The sequence below is a fragment of the Paenibacillus kribbensis genome (assembly GCF_002240415.1).
GTDB classification, from domain to species: Bacteria; Bacillota; Bacilli; order Paenibacillales; family Paenibacillaceae; genus Paenibacillus; species Paenibacillus kribbensis.
In genome coordinates this window covers 3,343,690-3,362,712 of the sequence record NZ_CP020028.1, presented here as the reverse complement: position 1 = coordinate 3,362,712, position 19,023 = coordinate 3,343,690, and the positions used below count along the sequence as shown (strand labels likewise).

Genomic DNA, 19,023 nt, shown 5'->3' with positions numbered 1-19,023 from the left:
TTTGCGTTGTTTGCTTGCGGGAGGAAAAATGTGCACATATCGATATCGAATAACACTACAATCAAAAAGATGATTTTCAGGAGGAAAAAAATGAGTATACATCAATACGGTTGGTCTGATGAGTGGAACAGTTATTGGGACCAATGGAAGCAAAGTTTTGAGGAACGTGCAGGACATTCACAGCTGCGGCCTGCCCGCTTGATCGCCGATTATGGGCAAAAAGTCAAGCTTATCACGATGGATGGGGAACGCTGGGGAGCAGCTTCTGGCAAGCTGCGACATATCATCGATGATCCCGCCGAGATGCCGGCTGTCGGGGATTGGGTGGCGATCAGCACACCGGATGGAGTGTCGGATGCTGTGATTCATGCCGTCCTGCCGCGCAAAAGCAGAATATCCCGACAGGCTGCGGGTTTTGAGACAAAGGAGCAGCTGATAGCGACCAATGTGGATACCCTTTTTCTCGTAAATGCGTTGAATCATGATTTTAATATGCGCAGACTGGAGCGGTATTTAATTATGGCTTGGAACAGTGGGGTGAACCCGGTGGTTGTGTTGAGTAAGAGCGACCTTTGTGACGATGTTGAGGCACGGATCGCAGAAGCGGAGGGGGTAGCTCCCGGTGTGCCTGTCATCGTTATTTCTGCGCTGCAAAACGAAGGCAGAGAGCAGTTGGAGGCGTTTCTTCAACCCGGCTGTACCGTTGCTTTAACAGGTTCTTCCGGGAGCGGCAAATCAACGATTGTAAACTGGCTCTCCGGGACTGAAGTACAGTTGACACAGGATGTGAGAGAGGAGGATAGCCGGGGACGGCATACGACAACTCATCGACAGCTTTTTCCCATCGCCAAGCAAGCCGTTCTGCTGGATACGCCTGGCATGCGCGAGCTTAACCTGTGGGATGATTCCACGGGTGTCGCTCATACCTTTGCTGATATTACCGACATAGCGCAGAAATGCCGATTTGCAGATTGCAAGCACAAGGGCGAAGCCGGATGTGCAGTGGAGGAAGCTGTACAGACGGGGAGACTGTCTGAATCCAGAGTGAACAATTATCGCAAAATGCAGCGAGAGCTGGAATATCAGGCGCGCAAGGAAGCGGACCGACGCAGAAAGGATGGCCGTACCAGCACAACCTCAGGTCGAAGGGATCAGCGAAGTGGCTGGCGACGGGATGTGGAATGGTAAGCCGAGCTGAATTGAAGCAATTTTGGTAAAAATACAAGAAAATCTGAGTTGTGATCGGCATATGGTGTAAAGGGGTGAGCATATGCCGAACTACAATATCGTGGTGGATTTAACCGAACGTCGTTTATATTTGAAGGATGGCGATCAGATTGTAGCCAGTTATCCCGTCGGTATTGGTAAAGTGGCTACACAGACGCCGAGCGGACAATTTACGATCATTAACAAGCAGCCCAATCCCGGCGGTCCTTTCGGAGCGTTCTGGATGGGGCTGTCCAAGCCGCATTATGGGATTCACGGCACCAATGATCCTTCGTCCATTGGCCAGTTGGTGTCACATGGCTGCATCCGAATGCATAACGAGGATGTGCTTGAGCTTCAGGAGAAGGTAAGCATCGGCACACCAGTAACGATCCAGTCTTAACAATATACTTAGAAGTCTGGAGTCTGCCTTACATTCAGGCGGTGAAATCGCAAATCCCAGTATATGCTGAGTCTGTGAGCATGGTTTATACTAAACAGCAGCATCTTTAAGCTGTGTACGCTGACCCGTTACGGTTTGGGCTGTATACGGACACGGGGCTTCAATCCGTTTGGAGCCCTCTTTGTCGTTCATAGCTCTGTGTTCAGACAAAAAAATAGTCCCTCTTAGTAGAGGGACAGTGCCAATGAATCATTTTCACTAACGCTATGCAGGATGGCTTCACAGCCGATTATCTCTATACTGATCAAGGAGTTGAGACATTTCTTAAGGGCACGTTTGCCGCTGGAGATTTTATTCTCCAAAGTATTGCTTAGAAGTTTTAATGTTTTTTGTACGGGTTGTTTATTTTCTTGGTTAATGTATACGGGAATACGTTTGTTTTGAAATGTAATTAATGTTCTCACAAAAATCACCTCACCTGAGTTATTTCATGGCTTTATTGTAGAGCCCGTTTCTTAAAATTACCTTAAAAACACCTTATAAAAACATAAAGGTCTGAGAAATTTACAAACTGTTCACAATAATCTGGATAACAATCGAGTTTAGTTCTAACTAATTGACAAAATGACGCAGATGCGATTATTAAAAATGTTCAAATACATATTTATGATTCAATTGACTCTATTAATTCATGAGAATGAGACTAAAGTCTTTAAATCATTTTGAGAGTGGGTATTTTGTAACAAATTGACAGTTTAATGGGCGAATGCTACAGTTACGATAGCCATCTTTCTATCGAAAATAGGCTTTTTGTGGGAACTTTATTGTATTGATCAAGGATCGGGAGGGATGACAGATGATCCTGACCGTGCTTTCAGGACGACAGGAAACAGAGTGGTTTGACATCGAGGTGGCTGATGAATATTCGGTGGAGCATTTGAAGCTGATGCTGGGTGTGCGTATTTTTGGAGAGCCTCCGGCGGAGGGGATGCAATATATTATGGAAGCAAAGTTTCCGGAGGGGCTTTGGTTCAGAGTGGAGGACGTCCAGCTGCTTACTGGGGCAGGTTTGCGGGAAGGCTGTACGGTGCGTATTCAGCGTGCCTTTTCGACAACCCAGGACGAAGCGCCTGTATATGGACGGCGTTCGCTGTTTCAAAACGAAAAAAATGGGTCAATACACACATGAAATTATATGAAACCTTGGTAAAATGAAATAGTAAGCGAAAAGGGGGACTTTTGTCTTGAATGTATTATACCAGCGATCCCCGAGATTAAGGCCGGCCCTCCGCGAGGAGAAGCTGGAGATTTTACGGCCCCCGGCAGAGCCGAGCAAGCCGTCTTTTTCTATTATATCTATACTTATACCGTTAATGATGACGTTGGTGACGATAGGCTTTTATGTATATATGAGCAAAACAGGCAAGATGGGCAATAGTAACTATTTGATGTTTCAGATGATTACTGTAGTCATGATGCTTACATCTTATACAATTCCTTTTTTCGTCTACTTAAGTAACAAGAAGGAATATAAGCGCAAGCTGGAGGAACGCGACCGGATGTACCGGGAACAGCTCCAGAAGCATCGCGAAGAGCTTGAGCTTAAGCGTGAGGAACAGATTCGTACATTGTATGAAATTCATGGTGATCCGCAAATATGCACCCAAATCGTCAAAAACCGTAACAGCTCCCTTTGGGAGCGCTCGCCGGAGGATGAGGATTTTTTACAGGTCCGTATTGGGACTGGACAAGTTCCCTTTCATATTAAATTGCAAATCCCTCGCCCGGACGGTTACGATCGTGACCCTCTGCTCGGGGCTGCGGATGAGCTGGAGGAAGAGTTTCGTCTGGTGGATGCGGCTTCCATTGCATTACCGTTGTTTCAATCCAAAGTGGTAGGACTGGTTGGTGAGCGAGAGCATACTCTTGCTGCCTTAAGAGTGATTCTGGCGCAGGTGGCTGTGCGTCACTCGCCGGATGAAGTGAAAATCGCATCCTTTTATGATGAGCGTGAGGAAAATGAATGGGTCTGGATGCGCTGGCTTCCGCATGTGTGGGATGATGACAGAACCCAGAGGATGATGTCAGATCGCAGCAGCAGCGCTCATCAGTTGGCTGATTTTCTGTTTGCCAGGCTGAACCGCCGTAAAAACAATCGCAGCGAACGTCATGGAAAAGGAATGGAAATCCCTTGCTATGTGATTGTTTTATCCGATAGCCAGCTGATTGAGGAAGAGCCTTTGCTTCCATTATTGCTGGAAGACGGACGAGCCATTGATTCATGCACGATTGTGCTGGCTTCTCGTAAGGAAGCATTGCCGATGCAGTGTCAGCTGATCGTGGAGGCTTCGAAGGAGCAGGGGGTATATGCCCGCAAATCGGAATCGGCGGAGGTTGAACAGCAGAGCTTTAAGCCGGATCGCTTGTCCAAAGAGGAAGCAGATGCATTGGCCCGGTATATGGCTCCTATTCGCTTGAAGCGTTCCTCGGCTTCAGATATTCCATCTGTACTGCCTCTCTTTGAGATGATGAGCGTAGCAGATGTGGAGGAACTGGACGTAACAGAACGGTGGCGGCGCAACCGCCATCCGGATACTTTACCTGTGCCGATGGGTGTGCGAGCAGGCGGCAAGAAGATCATGATCAATCTGCATGATAAAATAGAGCGCCAGGGACATGGTCCGCACGGCCTGATTGCGGGTACGACCGGTTCTGGGAAGAGTGAGGTTATTCAGTCTATTGTAGCCTCCCTTGCTGCCGAGTTTCACCCGCATGATCTTGCTTTTATGCTGATCGACTACAAGGGCGGCGGCATGTCCAACACATTCGTCAACTTGCCGCATGTTGTGGGCACGATTACGAATTTGGACAACAACTTGATTGAACGTGCCAAAATATCTCTCAAGGCAGAGCTGGTTCGAAGACAGAAAATATTGAACGATGCAGGCAATTTGCAGCATATTGATGAATATTACAGATTACTTCGGCAGCGGCACGAACAGCCGCTGCCTCATCTGGTTATTATTATTGATGAATTTGCACAGCTAAAACGGGATCAGCCTGAGTTTATGGACGAGCTGATCAGTATTGCGGCGATTGGGCGGACCTTGGGTGTCCATTTGATTTTAGCAACCCAGAAGCCCGCCGGTGTTGTAGACGATAAAATCTGGAGCAACTCCAGATTTCGTATCTGTCTCCGGGTGCAGAGCGAAGGCGATAGCCGTGATATGTTGAAAATACCGAATGCGGCGTGGATTACCAAGCCGGGACGAGGATACTTCCAAGTCGGCAGCGATGAAGTGTTTGAGGAGATGCAGTTTGCCTGGAGCGGTGCGCCGTATATAGGCAACAGTGATATTTCTTCCGCCCTGCCTGTACATGAAGTGAGATTGAACGGAAAACGAGAAGCGCTGCTGACGGGCGGTGAACGCGCCAGTTCAGGCTTCAAAGGAGAAGAGGCTCCCAAGCAGCTTCAAATCTTCATTGATTATATTGCAAATGAGGCTGCTAAAGCAGGGATTGAGCGGCTTCAGGGACCATGGCTTCCGCCGCTGCCTGAATTGCTTGATTTAACTCATTTGCGTCCAAGCACGAAAACGGATAGTGCATCATCTCCTCTGGAGCTGCAGGCGCTCATCGGGCTGGTCGACGATCTGCCGAATCAGCGCCAGGAGCCGATTTATGCATCACTGGATCATGGCCATTGGGCGGTGTACGGCATGCCTGGCATGGGGAAAACGACCTTTTTGCAGACTTTGCTGATGTCAACGGCTCAGCGCTTTGATGCGAACCGTTGGAACGGTTATATCATTGATATGGGGCGGACGATGCGCGATTTTGGGGAACTTCCGCAAATCGGTTCTGTGATGATGGCAGAGGAGGACGACCGGATCAAGCGGTTGTTCCGTTATCTGTTCAAGCTGGTTGCTGTACGCAAGGAAATGATCTCAGAAGCCGGCGTCAAAACGATAAGCTCGTATCGTCGTTCTGCGGTTGAGGATGTACCGCAAATTGTCGTAGCTATTGATGGCTATCTTAATTTCCGCAATGCTTATCCGGATGAAAATGAACTGCTGGAATCACTTTTGCGTGAAGGTGGCAGTTTAGGTATCACCTTCATCATCACAGCGAACCGGATTACGGATGTGTTTGAGAAATTCCGCAGCAACATTCCGAATGCTGTTTCTTTTGAATTATCCGATCCAAGTGATTATTATTACGCGGTGGGACGACCGGCGAAAACGCCGGGACTTTTAATTCCGGGCCGTGCTCTGGTTAAAGGGCATATTCCACCACTCGAGTTCCAGACGGCATTGCCTTCACCGGGAGGAGATGAGGCGGAACGTTCGACACAGCTGCGCCGCAATATCGCGAGCATTGTGCAGGAATGGAAGGGAGCGCACGCTCCAGCCATTCTCCCGTTGCCCGAGCGTATTCCGCTGGCGGAACTGCTGCAGCAGTGGGATCGGACAAGCGGGCCTTCCGATGCGCTCCCTTATGAGGTGCCTGTAGGTCTACAGAGTGACGATCTTGAGCCTTTCCTCCTGAATCTGAAAGAGGGTCCTAATTTTATCGTCGGCAGTCCGATGGAGGGCGGAAAAACTTCCTTTCTCATGAGTTGGATCCTATCGCTGGCTTATTACACCTCACCGGGGCAATTGGAAGTCTATACGCTTGATACCCGCTATGGAGGCGGTGGACTATCACGGTTGCGGCATCTTCCTCATGTCAAGGCTGCGGCCGAAAGCGAGGAAGAAATTGGGCCTCTGGTACAGCAAGTGCATGATATTGTTCAACAGCGGAGCAAGGATGGAAATGATCCCGAGTTACTGCTGGTTATTGATGATGCGGATATGTTAAGCAAACAGCTGAACGATTTTATGGTAAAGGATCAGCTCTCCGCCATTGTACGGTTGGGACGTGATCGCAATGTGCATGTTGTGTTATCGGGTGTGCCATCTGATTTTCCGACCTTTGGGGTAGACTGGTTCAATGATGTCAAGGCAAGTCAAAGTGGTATGCTTTTTGGAACACTGGATTCGAATGATTTATCGTTCTTTCGTATCCCCTATTCGGAAGCGAATGCCGCTGCTGGTGGCCTAAAAGTCCTGCCGCCTGGACAGGGATACTACGTACGGCGCAAATTTACCAGGATTAAAGCGGCAATTCCTTTCTCAGAGCAAGTGAGCTGTGAGGATTGGATAACGAAAATTCGTGACCGATGGCATGTTGTAGTTTGAAGGGAGGTGGCTCATAATGTTAACGTTTCAAGCTTCCAAGCAGAAGTTAATAACTCTCAAGTCGAAGGAACTGTTTTTTCTGGCAGGCGTGCTGGGTTCTGACAGACTGCTTGGGGTGGAAGATCCGTTTAAGGGCTATCTGGCGGAGGAATTGACAGAAGAGTGGGAGAAGGTAAAAGCTGCTCTTTTGGAAAAGGGGTATTTAAAACGGGTAGACAAGGGCAAGGAATTGGCCATGCCCCCTACTGTTTTTTCAAGGGTTGCTATTGCCGGATTATCTAACCGGGCTTGCCGCATACGCTATGCACGGGAAGGCAAGCAGTTTGAAGGCTACCTTCATTGTACGAATGAGCGTGTCGTGGAGCTTGTGAAATCCGTTGATGAACCCGATGAATACCGCCTGTATGATCTGGGTAATGTGGAAAAGGCTTGTGAAACATTGATTGATAAAATGGGCTGGGTAGATCGACCCCTGCCTGAATCTCCAGCACTCATGTTTTCAAAGCAGGCATTTAATGAAATTTACAAGCAATCTGCAGGAGAGAGTGTGCCTCTAATCAGCAGTAAGCTAACCGAGGCTAGCGGCGATGCGGAAGGGGCTGCCAAACTGGCTCAGTCGCTAAGCTCACGAGTAGCCGAAGGAGAGCTGCAATTGCTGGTTTGGAACGGCAGGGAGTGGGAGTCACAACGGGCTGCTTTTGTCCTGTGTCCTGCAATGAGCTGGATATTTCGTATGAGCTCTAATGGTAATGGAGACTGGCTTATTGCAGCCATGACTTCGAGGAATCAGTTTGTGGATTTATTATTAAATTGGCTTAGACAGTCGGCAGTAACTGAAGAAGAGACAGAAGAAGGGTGATGGATATGCGCATTCGAGTTGAACCGGATGTGCTTCGGGGGCTTAGCGGGCAGCTACAGCATGCGGCGGAGCAAATTCAACAGTTAACAGCAGGTTTGGAGCAGGCGTTACAATCAGTGGATTGGGATGTATCTGCACGTGAGACGGTCTTGAATCATTGGATGCAGGCCAAGCGAATGTCGGAGCAGATTCATGCTTATCTCCATACATCAGGTGCACAACTGAACCGAAAGGCAGAGGAGTTTCAGGCTGTTGACCACGACTATCATACGATCCTGTCATTAGCCAGCCAACCATTGGGACGACCCGTCACAATGCTCGATTGGTCGAATCAGCAATCCCCGTCTATTTTGCCCGGGCAAACTTCGGAAGGAAGCGATCTGATTTCAAACCCGCAGTCTGTCGTACATGCCATTACCGGCATACCGTCTTCAGATGCAGGAACACTGAATCAGGATATTCTGGAGCAGGCAACCTCCAGCAGTCCGCAGGATTGGTATTTTACGGACCCGTCTGTAGCGAGAGATCAACCTGTCGCTTAGTAGAGCTAATTTCGTGATGATCCTGTTTGATTGCGAGGTTCATAGGAATGAATAGCATAATTCCTGGTTCTTTGGGACTTATTAGGTGTTTTTTTGTCGAAATCCTACTGTTAGATGCTGTTTTATAGTTAAAAAGTGGGATTATTGCATTTAGGACCTTTGCCTTTTGTAGGGAATTAAATAATCATAGTACAATTTGAACCAGTTAAACAATAAACATTTTTTCATCAAGGAGGACTCCAAAAAATGGCAGGACGCATTTTAATTACACCAGAACAGGTTGATCAGGTAGCCAACCAATTTAAACAAAGCGGTGAGCAAAGTCAGCAAATCGTTTCCAGTCTGACACAGTCCATCTCAGGTATGGAAGGTCAATGGGAAGGTATGACCAAGCAACGTTTCTTCCAAGAATTTCAGGAAGCCAGCAAGCAAATGCAAGCTTTCGTAACGACTTTGAACAGCATCAGCCAAGAACTGACGGCTATCGCTAACAAATTCCGTACGGTTGACCAAGCCAAGTAAGCTGCCAGTAAGGCATTACTCTATAATTTACCACTCTATGAAGAAGCAATATGTGAACTATTCCTCACGGTTTAGTATAGGTGGTTCCATGTAGAAACGGTTTGGCTGTCCTTTACCAGGATGATATCCATTTCTGCGATAAATATAAGAACAGAGGATAACGGCAAACGTGTACCTTCTTATATTTCAAGAAAACCGGGCGATCTCAGGACACCCGGTTTTCTTGCCATCCACGGATGTTTATAATAAAGTGAGGAAACTAGCATATTGAATGATGTAAGGAGAGGGATGTTTCATGTCTTTTCAACCGAATCCGGGAGACGAATTGATCATAAACGGTACAGCTTATGTGGTTGGACGACATCCGGCTGCACCCGGTTTGGCTTATGCTCAAGCGGGGCGCCAAGGCATTGTATATCAGTTGAATGCCAAAAGTGGAGCGCCACATGAGGCTAAAGCCCTTAAAGTGTTTTTTCCAAAGTTCCGTATCCCGGCTATGGTTTATCAATCTGAGCATATGGAAGCATACGGGAATATTCCCGGTTTGCAGGTGTGCAAGCGTGATGTGCTCACTCCAGAAAGAAACGGAAGTCTGATTGCCGAGCAGCCTGATTTGCTGTATGCGGTACTGATGCCATGGATTCATGGTACGACGTGGTTCGATTGTCTCACAGATCAGCGTCAGCTTGAGGCTTCTGATAGTCTGGCTTTAGCCAGAGCGCTGGCAGGGATCGGTTCGGCTATGGAGCAAAAAGGACTGGCACACTGTGATTTATCAGCGCCGAATGTCATGCTTCCGTTTTTTTCTGAAGTGGAACTGCCTGAAGGCACGTCAGCAGTAGAATTGGTGGACGTGGAGCAAATGTATAGTACCAAAATGGATCGGCCAGACGCTCTATTGGCAGGTTCACCGGGATATGCCGCCCACCGTACCGTTCACAGTGGGTTATGGAGCGCATACGCAGATCGTTTTGCAGGGGCCATTATTATTGGAGAAATGCTGGGCTGGTCTGACCGTGTAATTGTAGATAAAGCATGGGGCGAAAGCTATTTTGACCAGCACGAAATGCAGACACCTTGCGAGCGATATTTCATTTTGCGAAAGTCGCTGGAAACCCGGTGGGGGAGCAAGGTGGTAGAGTTGTTCAGCCGTGCCTGGGACAGTCAGGATTTAAGCAGTTGTCCGACTTTTGGTGAGTGGCTGGTTGTGCTTAATGCAATAACGGAACAGGATATTCCTGTTGAAACAGAGGCGACGGAACTGGAGGCAGCGGAAACAGCAACATCAGTGGAAGCGGCAGCTACGGAAAGTTCTTCCGTTGAGACAGTCTCCTCTTGGGTTGCACCGCCCGGAACTGAGCAGGCTGCAATGCTAAATCATGCTGCTGAGGAGCAGGGGGAGCGAGGGGTAACAGACAAACTGTTCCGACAGGCCCGTGAGCTTGAGCAGCAAAATAAACCTGCTGCAGCGCTGGAGGTATATCGTTCGTTATATCATTTTGTGGAAGATGGCAGCCCTTTGCATGTGGAGGTATCGGCTGCTATTACAGGACTGGAGGAGCAGCTAAATCCCAAGGCATCGGAGCAACCTGAAAAAACGCCAGCCTGGTATCGTTCGAAAACATTTATCGTGTCGACAGCGGCTGCGGTCGTTCTATTAGCGGCTGGAATTCCAGCGGTTAGCATTCTTGCGGATCAGTCCAATCAGCGACAAATTGAGGCAGCTAAGCAGGAAGAAGCCGCGAAGGCGGCGCAAGCCAAACTGGTTGCCGAGCAGGAGGCCGCGTACAAGGCATTGTCTGAGAAGCAGCGGCAGGCAGCGGAAGAGAAGGCCAGACAGCAGGCCAAGCAGCAGGCTCTTGCTGCCCAAAAACAGCAGGAAGAGCAGAAAAAACAGCAGGCTCTGATAGATCAACAGGTCAAATATGAAGCATATCTTGCGCAAAAGGACAAGGATAAGCAGGCGGCTGTCAAGCTGGCCAAGCAAAAAGCGTATGATCAGCAGGCAAAGTATGAAAAGTATTTGGCTTGGAAAAAGGACCAGAAAGCCCGTGCAGCCCAGCAAGAGGCAGCGCGTAAAGCGACAACTGAGGCGGAACAAAAGCAAAAAGCGTCGATGCAGGCGCGCAACAAGGAGAACGTTCTTCAGCTTATTACTCTGTATAACAAAGCCTACGCCTCCCAGGAGGGGGGAAGCGCGGCAAAGGCCAAAAGCTTTGCCAATAAGTTTAGAGCATTATATGATAGTAATCCATCCTATTATCGCTCGGTAGGCGAAGTGGGATATCGGGCTTCTTCTATCTATAACTTTTTAAGCGACACGAATTTTAGACTGCCTAAAATTTAATTTTTGAACTATTTATGCTGGATAGACTGATAGATAAAGATACAAGGTAACTGAGGGGAGCATGTACAAACCATGAATTATACAATACAGGCATCACAACGTACCCCCGCCCTGATCATTTACCTGATTGACATCAGCGCGTCGATGAACATGCTGATGGAGGGGCGACGGCGAATTGACGTTGTGTATGAGGCTATATCGTTGGCGATCCGGCAGATGGTGTTCCGTTCAACCAAAGGGAATCGTCTGACTGCACGCTATCGGATTGCGATTTTGGCTTACAGTGACGACGTGTATGATTTGCTGAATGGTGTAAAAGGGATTGATGAAATCGCGGCCATTGGTTCGTTGCCCGATTTGACACCCAAACGGTTTTCAGATTCGGCAAAGGCTTTCTTGCAAGCTGAGCGTATTTTACAGGCAGAGCTACCGGGGATGCAGGATTGCCCTGCTCCTCTGGTATGCCATATGACAGATGGGGTATCTACAGGCGATGATCCGGAGCCGATTGCCAAGCGCATTATGAGCATGAGCGTACCGGACGGCAATGTACTGGTAGAAAATATCTTTTTATCCGACAGACTGCTGGAGACGCCCATTCAGGACCCTCGTCGCTGGAAAGGCTTGACGCACAATACGCCGTTGCAGGATGAGCATGCTGTGAAATTGCGTAATATGTCTTCTGTACTCCCTGAAAGCTATCGGGAAATGCTGTTTGAGGCAGATTATCAGTTGGGTGAAGGAGCGATTATGATGTTGCCTGGAACCTGTGCGGAACTGGTGTCGATAGGTTTTCAAATGTCGGCCGCAACGCCTGTACGGTAAGGAGGTAAAAGCATGAATCCACTGCTGTCTCTGCTCCCCGCGAGCAAAAGAAAGGGAATGAATGCAAGGCTGGCTCAGCATTTTGCTTATATAAGCTCTCAGACAGGCGATCAGCCTTTATCATCTCATCTTAGTCGTTTTCTGTGTCGTTATGGCTATGGAAGGTCTGCCGAATCTGCCAGCATGGGGGAAAGCGGACAGGATTTTGCCGCAGTGCGTATTCATAAATCCGTCTGTTGCTTTGTCTTGTGTGATGGTGTCGGGCTCAGTTATCGAGGAGATTTTGCAGCCCGCTATCTGGGCTCTTCTTTACTGGATTGGCTGGAAGAGGGGCGGGATCTGTCTGCTGATCAATTGAGGATGCATCTCGAACGTTTGGCTAGTACAGCTACAGAGGAACTGAATCGGCAGCCTTTGGGTCATGAATCAGGCTTAATGCGTTCAGTATTAGAGGACAAACGTCGCCAGGGAAGCCAGTCCATGTATATTTGCGGTCGAATCGAACTGCCGAAGCGCGGTACCCGTGGGCGTCTCAGACTTGCCTGGCAGGGAGATTCACGCCTGCGACTATGGAACGGTACGGAGGAAATCAGCGAGCTGTTTGATCATACCTTCTCTACAGCGGAGCGCTGGTCCACAAGCCGTGGACCGATCGGAGGCAAGCCTCATTGGTACGAAAGAAGCATACCCGCAGATATGGCGATGAGATTGCAGGTATATAGTGACGGTTTATCCGATTTGGACCCCATTCGCGAGCCTGTCCCAGATGAGCAGATACAAGTATTGCTGGATGCCTCCCATACCGGGGGACTTGATGATGATGCTGCGTTTATTGAATTGCAGTGGTAAATGAATATGTGTAAGGACGTTTGCATCCATACCGATGGCTGTAGAACGTCCTTTTTTGATACATACATACAAAAAAATGAATAATTAAGATATATATGAGATGCAATCGAGATGCAAGAAGAAAAAATGCGCAAGAATGGTGATTATAAAGTATCCCCTTTTGGGTAATCTTGTGATTATACAGGATACTGAAAGGAGCGATACATATGAGCTATACATCTGCAAGAAGCGCGCGCTTTGAAGGCAAAACGGCTCTAATCACGGGGGCCGGTTCTGGAATTGGTAAAGCAACAGCTATTCAAATGGCCAGAGAAGGAGCGAATGTCGCTCTTTTTGATGTAAGTAATGAGCGGATTTTAGAGACAGAAAAAGAGATTAATGCTATACGAGAAGGCTCGGCCCGGGCATTTGATGTGGACATTGCCGATCCGGTTCGTGTGGAAAAAGCAGTCCTGGAAGCTGTTGAATTGTTTGGCGGGCTGCATATCATTTTTGCCAATGCGGGGATTAACGGAGTGGTTGGACCGATTGAGGATTTGAGCATTGAGGATTGGCGGCAAACGTTGTCTACAAATCTGGATGGTACCTTCCTGACGGTGAAATATACGGTGCCGCATTTGAAAAAGAACGGAGGCGGCAGCATTATCATTACCAGCTCCATTAATGGAAATCAGCGTTTTACCAGCTTTGGGATGTCCGCGTACAGCACTTCGAAGGCAGGTCAAACCGGGTTTGCTAAAATGGCTGCGCTGGAACTGGCCAAATTCCGTATTCGTGTCAATGTCATCTATCCCGGTGCCATTTCGACCAATATTGATGAAACAACGGAGAAATCCGAAAGATTAAAGCAGATTACCATCCCCGTTCAGTTTCCCGAAGGTGGACAGCCGTTGGCTAATGGGCCCGGTCAACCTGGTCAGGTAGCTGATTTGGTGACCTTCTTGGCTTCGGATCATTCGCGCCACATTACCGGCGCACAAATTGTAATTGATGGTGCGGAATCTTTATTGTTTTAGCGTTAAAGCATTCTCTATGACGGAAAAAGGATTTATGGTATCCTGATTGTAACATTTTGGTTAAGGTGCGAATGTGGAGCTCACATAAAAACCCCGGGTCCTTCGCACCTCGAAATTTGTCGAAAAGGATAAAAATCTGATTTCATCTATAAAAGTCAATAGTAGATTTAAGCTTTTTTGGTATTGTTTATTTTGAAATTGTATCGAATAGATACCTTTTTTGGATCAATTGGGTACATTTTCGCTGTCGCACTCTATATGAGTGCGTGGATTGAAATACCCCTTAATTTTTTCCACTATAATTCCCAATGACAGTCGCACTCTATATGAGTGCGTGGATTGAAATAGCAATCCACCTGGATAGGCACTTGCAGTAGGCACGAGTCGCACTCTATATGAGTGCGTGGATTGAAATTGTAAATGGTTAAAAAGTAACAGTCGGGAGGGAAGTCGCACTCTATATGAGTGCGTGGATTGAAATTTCCTCCGGTATTCTTTTGCGCCCCAATTATATCGTCGCACTCTATATGAGTGCGTGGATTGAAATCAAAAAAGCTGCTTTTCTTTTTGCCCGTTTGGAGTCGCACTCTATATGAGTGCGTGGATTGAAATTTTTTGCCCGTTTGGAGTGCTATGATTAACAAAAAGTCGCACTCTATATGAGTGCGTGGATTGAAATCCACCATCGTTTTTGATTAGCAGCTGCAATCATCCGTCGCACTCTATATGAGTGCGTGGATTGAAATTTATTCTACTGGATTTGACGCAGATATTCAATGGTCGCACTCTATATGAGTGCGTGGATTGAAATTTCTCGCTTGACGGTGTACAATTGGCGCTTTTTGGTCGCACTCTATATGAGTGCGTGGATTGAAATTTCTCGCTTGACGGTGTACAATTGGCGCTTTTTGCGTCGCACTCTATATGAGTGCGTGGATTGAAATCTTTCGTAGAGACAAGGTCTATGACGACCGGGACTAGTCGCACTCTATATGAGTGCGTGGATTGAAATAAGTACCATAGCGAAATATTTCCCTTTTTCTTCGGAGTCGCACTCTATATGAGTGCGTGGATTGAAATCTGAAAATGAGGTGCCTATGACCATCTTTTGCAGGCGTCGCACTCTATATGAGTGCGTGGATTGAAATTTTTTGCCCGTTTGGAGTGCTATGATTAACAAAAAGTCGCACTCTATATGAGTGCGTGGATTGAAATAATCAAGAGATCATTGTCATGCGAATCGAATATCGTCGCACTCTATATGAGTGCGTGGATTGAAATTTTTTCAAACTCCGATACCAAACAAAATAATTAGTCGCACTCTATATGAGTGCGTGGATTGAAATTGCTGAGCGTGTTGGAATAAGCAATAGTGTGCTTTCGTCGCACTCTATATGAGTGCGTGGATTGAAATATCCATCATTTGTTTGGACGAGGCTCATACCGATGTCGCACTCTATATGAGTGCGTGGATTGAAATTTACAAAAGAAAAGGCCACGTTTCACGTAGTTGTGGTCGCACTCTATATGAGTGCGTGGATTGAAATTTCATTCTCGCAGTTTAAGCGGCGCAAAAGTAAGTCGCACTCTATATGAGTGCGTGGATTGAAATACCTTCAAGCTCTTGTATTTTAAGTTTCAAGCGTTTGTCGCACTCTATATGAGTGCGTGGATTGAAATCTCCTAAACGTTGGGAGATAATAGAAGACAAAATTAAAGTCGCACTCTATATGAGTGCGTGGATTGAAATACGAACAACCATATGTGCACTTTGTTTCACATCAATAAGTCGCACTCTATATGAGTGCGTGGATTGAAATTTTACCCCATGTATCCACGGCAGTAACCTTGAATTTGTCGCACTCTATATGAGTGCGTGGATTGAAATAGCACCGAAAACTTGGAACTCTCTAACGTTCGTGGTCGCACTCTATATGAGTGCGTGGATTGAAATTGAAATAGATCATACATATTTTTTTGATGTTGAAGTCGCACTCTATATGAGTGCGTGGATTGAAATCATCAAAGAAATATTCGAAGACTCTCGCGTCGCCGTCGCACTCTATATGAGTGCGTGGATTGAAATAAGAGAAGCCAAAAAAATCTGAAACTTACATTGGTCGCACTCTATATGAGTGCGTGGATTGAAATAAGTAGTGGGCATATGGAAGATTGGAGCCGACTTCGTCGCACTCTATATGAGTGCGTGGATTGAAATAATCTCTGCACCTCTTGTAAGTCTTGTTTATTCAGCGTCGCACTCTATGTGAGTGCATGGATACAGCAATAATTTTACGAGGGAAAAAATCCAAAAAACCTTAATTTTTTATACTTGTTCTATATAGTAGTACCAACGATTGATAGCTATTAGCTAGGTAGGATTCCTCTCTGGGGTTTAGCGGGCTGTGCCATTCGAACCGCTCTTGGGAAAACATCCATAAATCTAATTGTGGTATTATAGATGGGATTCATTGCTGCTAACAATGGAATAAGTACTAAAAATGTATGTGACAAGGTTATATGGGATACTGGTTTGTATTAAAGAAATGAACAGAACGTATACAGCAGGTAATGCATTAGCATGGGTTGGATTTTATTGGTATTTAATTGACGAAAGGTTATTCTCGAAGAAAAATTAAAGGAGTGAAAAAATGGACTATATCGCCCACATACGGGAAAGTGACCATGAGATTCAGACAGTTGCAGATCACCTGATGGAAACTCAACAACTAGCAGAAACTTATGGTGACAAAATAGGAATACAACATATTACTGGACTCGCTGGTATGCTGCATGACTTGGGGAAATACACAGAAAAATTCCAGAATTACATACGTTTAGCCGTACAAAATCCTGATATTCCGCCGAAACGAGGAAGCGTGGATCATTCTACCGCTGGTGGGAAATTGTTGTACAATCTCTTTCACATCCAACCTCAAGGGCCATTTGATAAGCAGGATTTCATGAACAAAGCTTTATTATCCGAAGTTGTAGGGAATGCGATTATTTCACATCATGCCTATCTGCAGGATTTTTTAGACCCTGACCTGGAATCAAAATTTTTGGATCGGGTGCGTGATCGAAAATTAGAGGGGTTTGACCATGCGGTGACCCTTTTTTATGAACAGGTGATGGAGGAATCTGCCTTTATTCATTATGTGAATCAAGCAGGGATCGAGTTGGCTGATTATATGAAACGGGATGATAATCCAGATATTGAACTCAAAATGATGTTTTTATCCAAGTTTGTGTTCAGTGCTTTGATCGATGCTGATCGCACGAATACCCGTTGTTTTGAAGAAGTTAACGTTAAAAACGAGAAGAACAGCAATGAACCGATGATTCGCCAACAGCTATTTCAAACGTATTACGAAAGACTAATGGAGCGTATTACCGATCTGCAATCAGGAGAGAATGCCGATACAACCATTAATCTGCTTAGAAAGCAAATGTCCGAGCAATGTGAGCAATTTGCAGTCAAGCCTTCCGGGATATTTACACTCTCCATACCTACAGGGGGTGGAAAAACGCTGGCCAGTCTGCGTTATGCCCTAAAGCATGCAGTCACATTTGAAAAGAAGCATATCATCTACGTCGTTCCATTCACAACGATTATCGAACAAAACGCTCAGGAGGTTCGTGAAATTATACGGGATGACGCTAACCTTCTGGAGCATCACTCCAATGTGGTCACGAACGAAGTAGAGGACATAGATGGTGAGGATCATGAGCTTGAAGATGTTGTTGTGAATACGCATCAAAAATTAAAGCTGGCTAAGGATAATTGGGATTCGCCAATCATTTTCACGACCATGGTGCAATTTTTAAATGTGTTTTACGCGGGTGGCAGCAGAAATATCCGTAGGCTTCACAATTTGAGTGAGTCCGTCATTATTTTTGATGAAGTCCAAAAAGTCCCCACACACTGTACTTCTTTGTTTAATCAAGCACTGAATTTTTTGAAAATATATGCCTCTTCAAGTATTGTTCTTTGCACCGCTACCCAACCGGAATTGGATTTTGTACACAACAAGCTGGACATAGACCCAGATGCCGAAATGGTGCATGACCTCGATCATGTTATCGAAAAGTTTAAGCGGGTTGAAATTGTTGACAAGGCGACAGATGATACTTTGGATACCGAGAAACTTGCTAATTTTGTTGAGCAAAAACTTGCCGATGAACCAAGCATACTCGTTATTCTCAATACAAAAGCGGTGGTCAAAAATCTATATCACCGATTAACAGAAGGAGACGGTGCCATCCCGATCTACCATTTAAGTACCTCCATGTGCCCAGCTCATCGCAATCGCATATTGGGGGAAGTAAAAACACATTTAGATCATAAAGAACCTGTCGTTTGTATCAGCACACAACTCATCGAGGCGGGAGTAGATATTAGTTTTGATTGTGTCATCCGATCCTTGGCTGGTCTGGATTCGATTGCTCAGGCGGCAGGTCGATGTAATCGCCACGGAAGAGATGGAACGAAGCAGGTGTATGTCATTGATCATGAAGAAGAAAATCTCAAAGATCTCAAAGAAATTAAAATCGGCAAAGAAATTACCAAAAAAATGTTCATTGACTTAAAACGTGACAAAACCTGCTACGGCGGTAACATATTGTCCGGACATGCTATGGAAATATATTTCCAAAAGTATTATACCGAGCTGGCATCGGATTTAAACTATTTTATACCTAAGCTAAGAAAAAATATGACCGAGCTATTATCTGTCAGTCGCAGTGAAAATACGTATTATCGCTCCTATTACGATGAACATGATACACTTCTTCCTTTATTTTTAGCGAATAGTTATAAGACAGCAGCAGACCACTTTCAAGTCATTAAGGATCATACGACAGCCGTCATTGTTCCTTATGGAGATGGAGAGAAGGAAGGAAAAGAGATCATCGCTGATCTGAATGGACAGCAAAGCATAGAGGATCTTAGCAGCCTGCTCCGCAGGGCACAGCAATTCACCATTAATATAACAAACACAGATAAAAATCAATTGAGTCACAATAAGGCGCTGGTTTCTTTTTTGGACGGAAAAATATGGGCTCTGACCGATGGGGCTTATGATGATTCATATGGGCTCAATCTTCAAAATGATAGCTCGCATGGTGGTTTTATCCTTTAAAAATGCCTTTAACGGGGCTTAAGGGCTTATCTTTTGCGTTGACTGACTATGTTGAAAGTAATACTCTGGTATT

At 46.2% G+C, this 19,023-nt stretch carries 13 protein-coding genes and 1 CRISPR repeat array; of the genes, 12 read left to right on the top strand and 1 reads right to left on the bottom strand.

The window, feature by feature from the left end:
* Nucleotides 1–90 precede the first annotated feature (90 nt).
* Both rsgA and B4V02_RS14825 read left to right on the top strand, forming a co-directional pair.
* Nucleotides 91–1,188, top strand: coding sequence for a ribosome small subunit-dependent GTPase A (gene rsgA, locus B4V02_RS14830; protein ID WP_094155410.1), 1,098 nt, complete (start codon nucleotides 91–93; stop codon nucleotides 1,186–1,188).
* 82 nt (nucleotides 1,189–1,270) lie between these two features.
* Nucleotides 1,271–1,609: a L,D-transpeptidase gene (locus tag B4V02_RS14825; RefSeq protein WP_007430127.1), complete on the top strand. Its 339-nt coding sequence runs from the start codon at nucleotides 1,271–1,273 to the stop codon at nucleotides 1,607–1,609.
* Between the two features lie 224 nt (nucleotides 1,610–1,833).
* Here B4V02_RS14825 and B4V02_RS26690 read toward each other — a convergent pair whose 3' ends face one another.
* Nucleotides 1,834–2,073 carry a hypothetical protein gene (locus B4V02_RS26690; RefSeq protein WP_083837565.1) on the bottom strand — a complete coding sequence of 80 codons (240 nt, stop codon included), beginning with the start codon at nucleotides 2,071–2,073 and terminating at the stop codon, nucleotides 1,834–1,836.
* Nucleotides 2,074–2,465: 392 nt separating this feature from the next.
* On the opposite strand from B4V02_RS26690, the gene B4V02_RS14815 reads away from it, so the two are divergent.
* From B4V02_RS14815 to B4V02_RS14770, 10 genes are all read left to right on the top strand, one after another.
* Nucleotides 2,466–2,798 (top strand): hypothetical protein, encoded by a 333-nt coding sequence (locus B4V02_RS14815; RefSeq protein WP_007430129.1) that lies wholly within the window; start codon nucleotides 2,466–2,468, stop codon nucleotides 2,796–2,798.
* A 55-nt stretch (nucleotides 2,799–2,853) separates the two neighbouring features.
* Nucleotides 2,854–6,849, top strand: coding sequence for a type VII secretion protein EssC (essC, locus tag B4V02_RS14810; protein ID WP_094155409.1), 3,996 nt, complete (start codon nucleotides 2,854–2,856; stop codon nucleotides 6,847–6,849).
* A 16-nt stretch (nucleotides 6,850–6,865) separates the two neighbouring features.
* Nucleotides 6,866–7,708 (top strand): hypothetical protein, encoded by an 843-nt coding sequence (locus B4V02_RS14805; RefSeq protein WP_094155408.1) that lies wholly within the window; start codon nucleotides 6,866–6,868, stop codon nucleotides 7,706–7,708.
* 5 nt (nucleotides 7,709–7,713) lie between these two features.
* The gene (locus B4V02_RS14800) at nucleotides 7,714–8,250 is read left to right on the top strand and encodes a WXG100 family type VII secretion target (RefSeq protein WP_167383761.1); all 537 of its coding nucleotides are present in this window, start codon (nucleotides 7,714–7,716) and stop codon (nucleotides 8,248–8,250) included.
* A 246-nt stretch (nucleotides 8,251–8,496) separates the two neighbouring features.
* On the top strand, nucleotides 8,497–8,772 hold the full coding sequence (locus B4V02_RS14795) for a WXG100 family type VII secretion target (RefSeq protein WP_007430133.1): 276 nt from the start codon (nucleotides 8,497–8,499) through the stop codon (nucleotides 8,770–8,772).
* A gap of 295 nt (nucleotides 8,773–9,067) precedes the next feature.
* Nucleotides 9,068–11,119 carry a serine/threonine-protein kinase gene (locus B4V02_RS14790; RefSeq protein WP_094155406.1) on the top strand — a complete coding sequence of 684 codons (2,052 nt, stop codon included), beginning with the start codon at nucleotides 9,068–9,070 and terminating at the stop codon, nucleotides 11,117–11,119.
* 72 nt (nucleotides 11,120–11,191) lie between these two features.
* On the top strand, nucleotides 11,192–11,944 hold the full coding sequence (locus tag B4V02_RS14785; protein ID WP_007430135.1) for a vWA domain-containing protein: 753 nt from the start codon (nucleotides 11,192–11,194) through the stop codon (nucleotides 11,942–11,944).
* A gap of 12 nt (nucleotides 11,945–11,956) precedes the next feature.
* Nucleotides 11,957–12,793 (top strand): hypothetical protein, encoded by an 837-nt coding sequence (locus B4V02_RS14780; protein ID WP_094155405.1) that lies wholly within the window; start codon nucleotides 11,957–11,959, stop codon nucleotides 12,791–12,793.
* 206 nt (nucleotides 12,794–12,999) lie between these two features.
* The gene (locus tag B4V02_RS14775; protein ID WP_094155404.1) at nucleotides 13,000–13,809 is read left to right on the top strand and encodes an SDR family oxidoreductase; all 810 of its coding nucleotides are present in this window, start codon (nucleotides 13,000–13,002) and stop codon (nucleotides 13,807–13,809) included.
* Between the two features lie 246 nt (nucleotides 13,810–14,055).
* A CRISPR array of direct repeats spans nucleotides 14,056–16,027; the repeat unit is 32 nt; unit sequence GTCGCACTCTATATGAGTGCGTGGATTGAAAT.
* A 433-nt stretch (nucleotides 16,028–16,460) separates the two neighbouring features.
* Nucleotides 16,461–18,950: a CRISPR-associated helicase/endonuclease Cas3 gene (locus tag B4V02_RS14770; protein ID WP_094155403.1), complete on the top strand. Its 2,490-nt coding sequence runs from the start codon at nucleotides 16,461–16,463 to the stop codon at nucleotides 18,948–18,950.
* Nucleotides 18,951–19,023 lie beyond the last annotated feature (73 nt).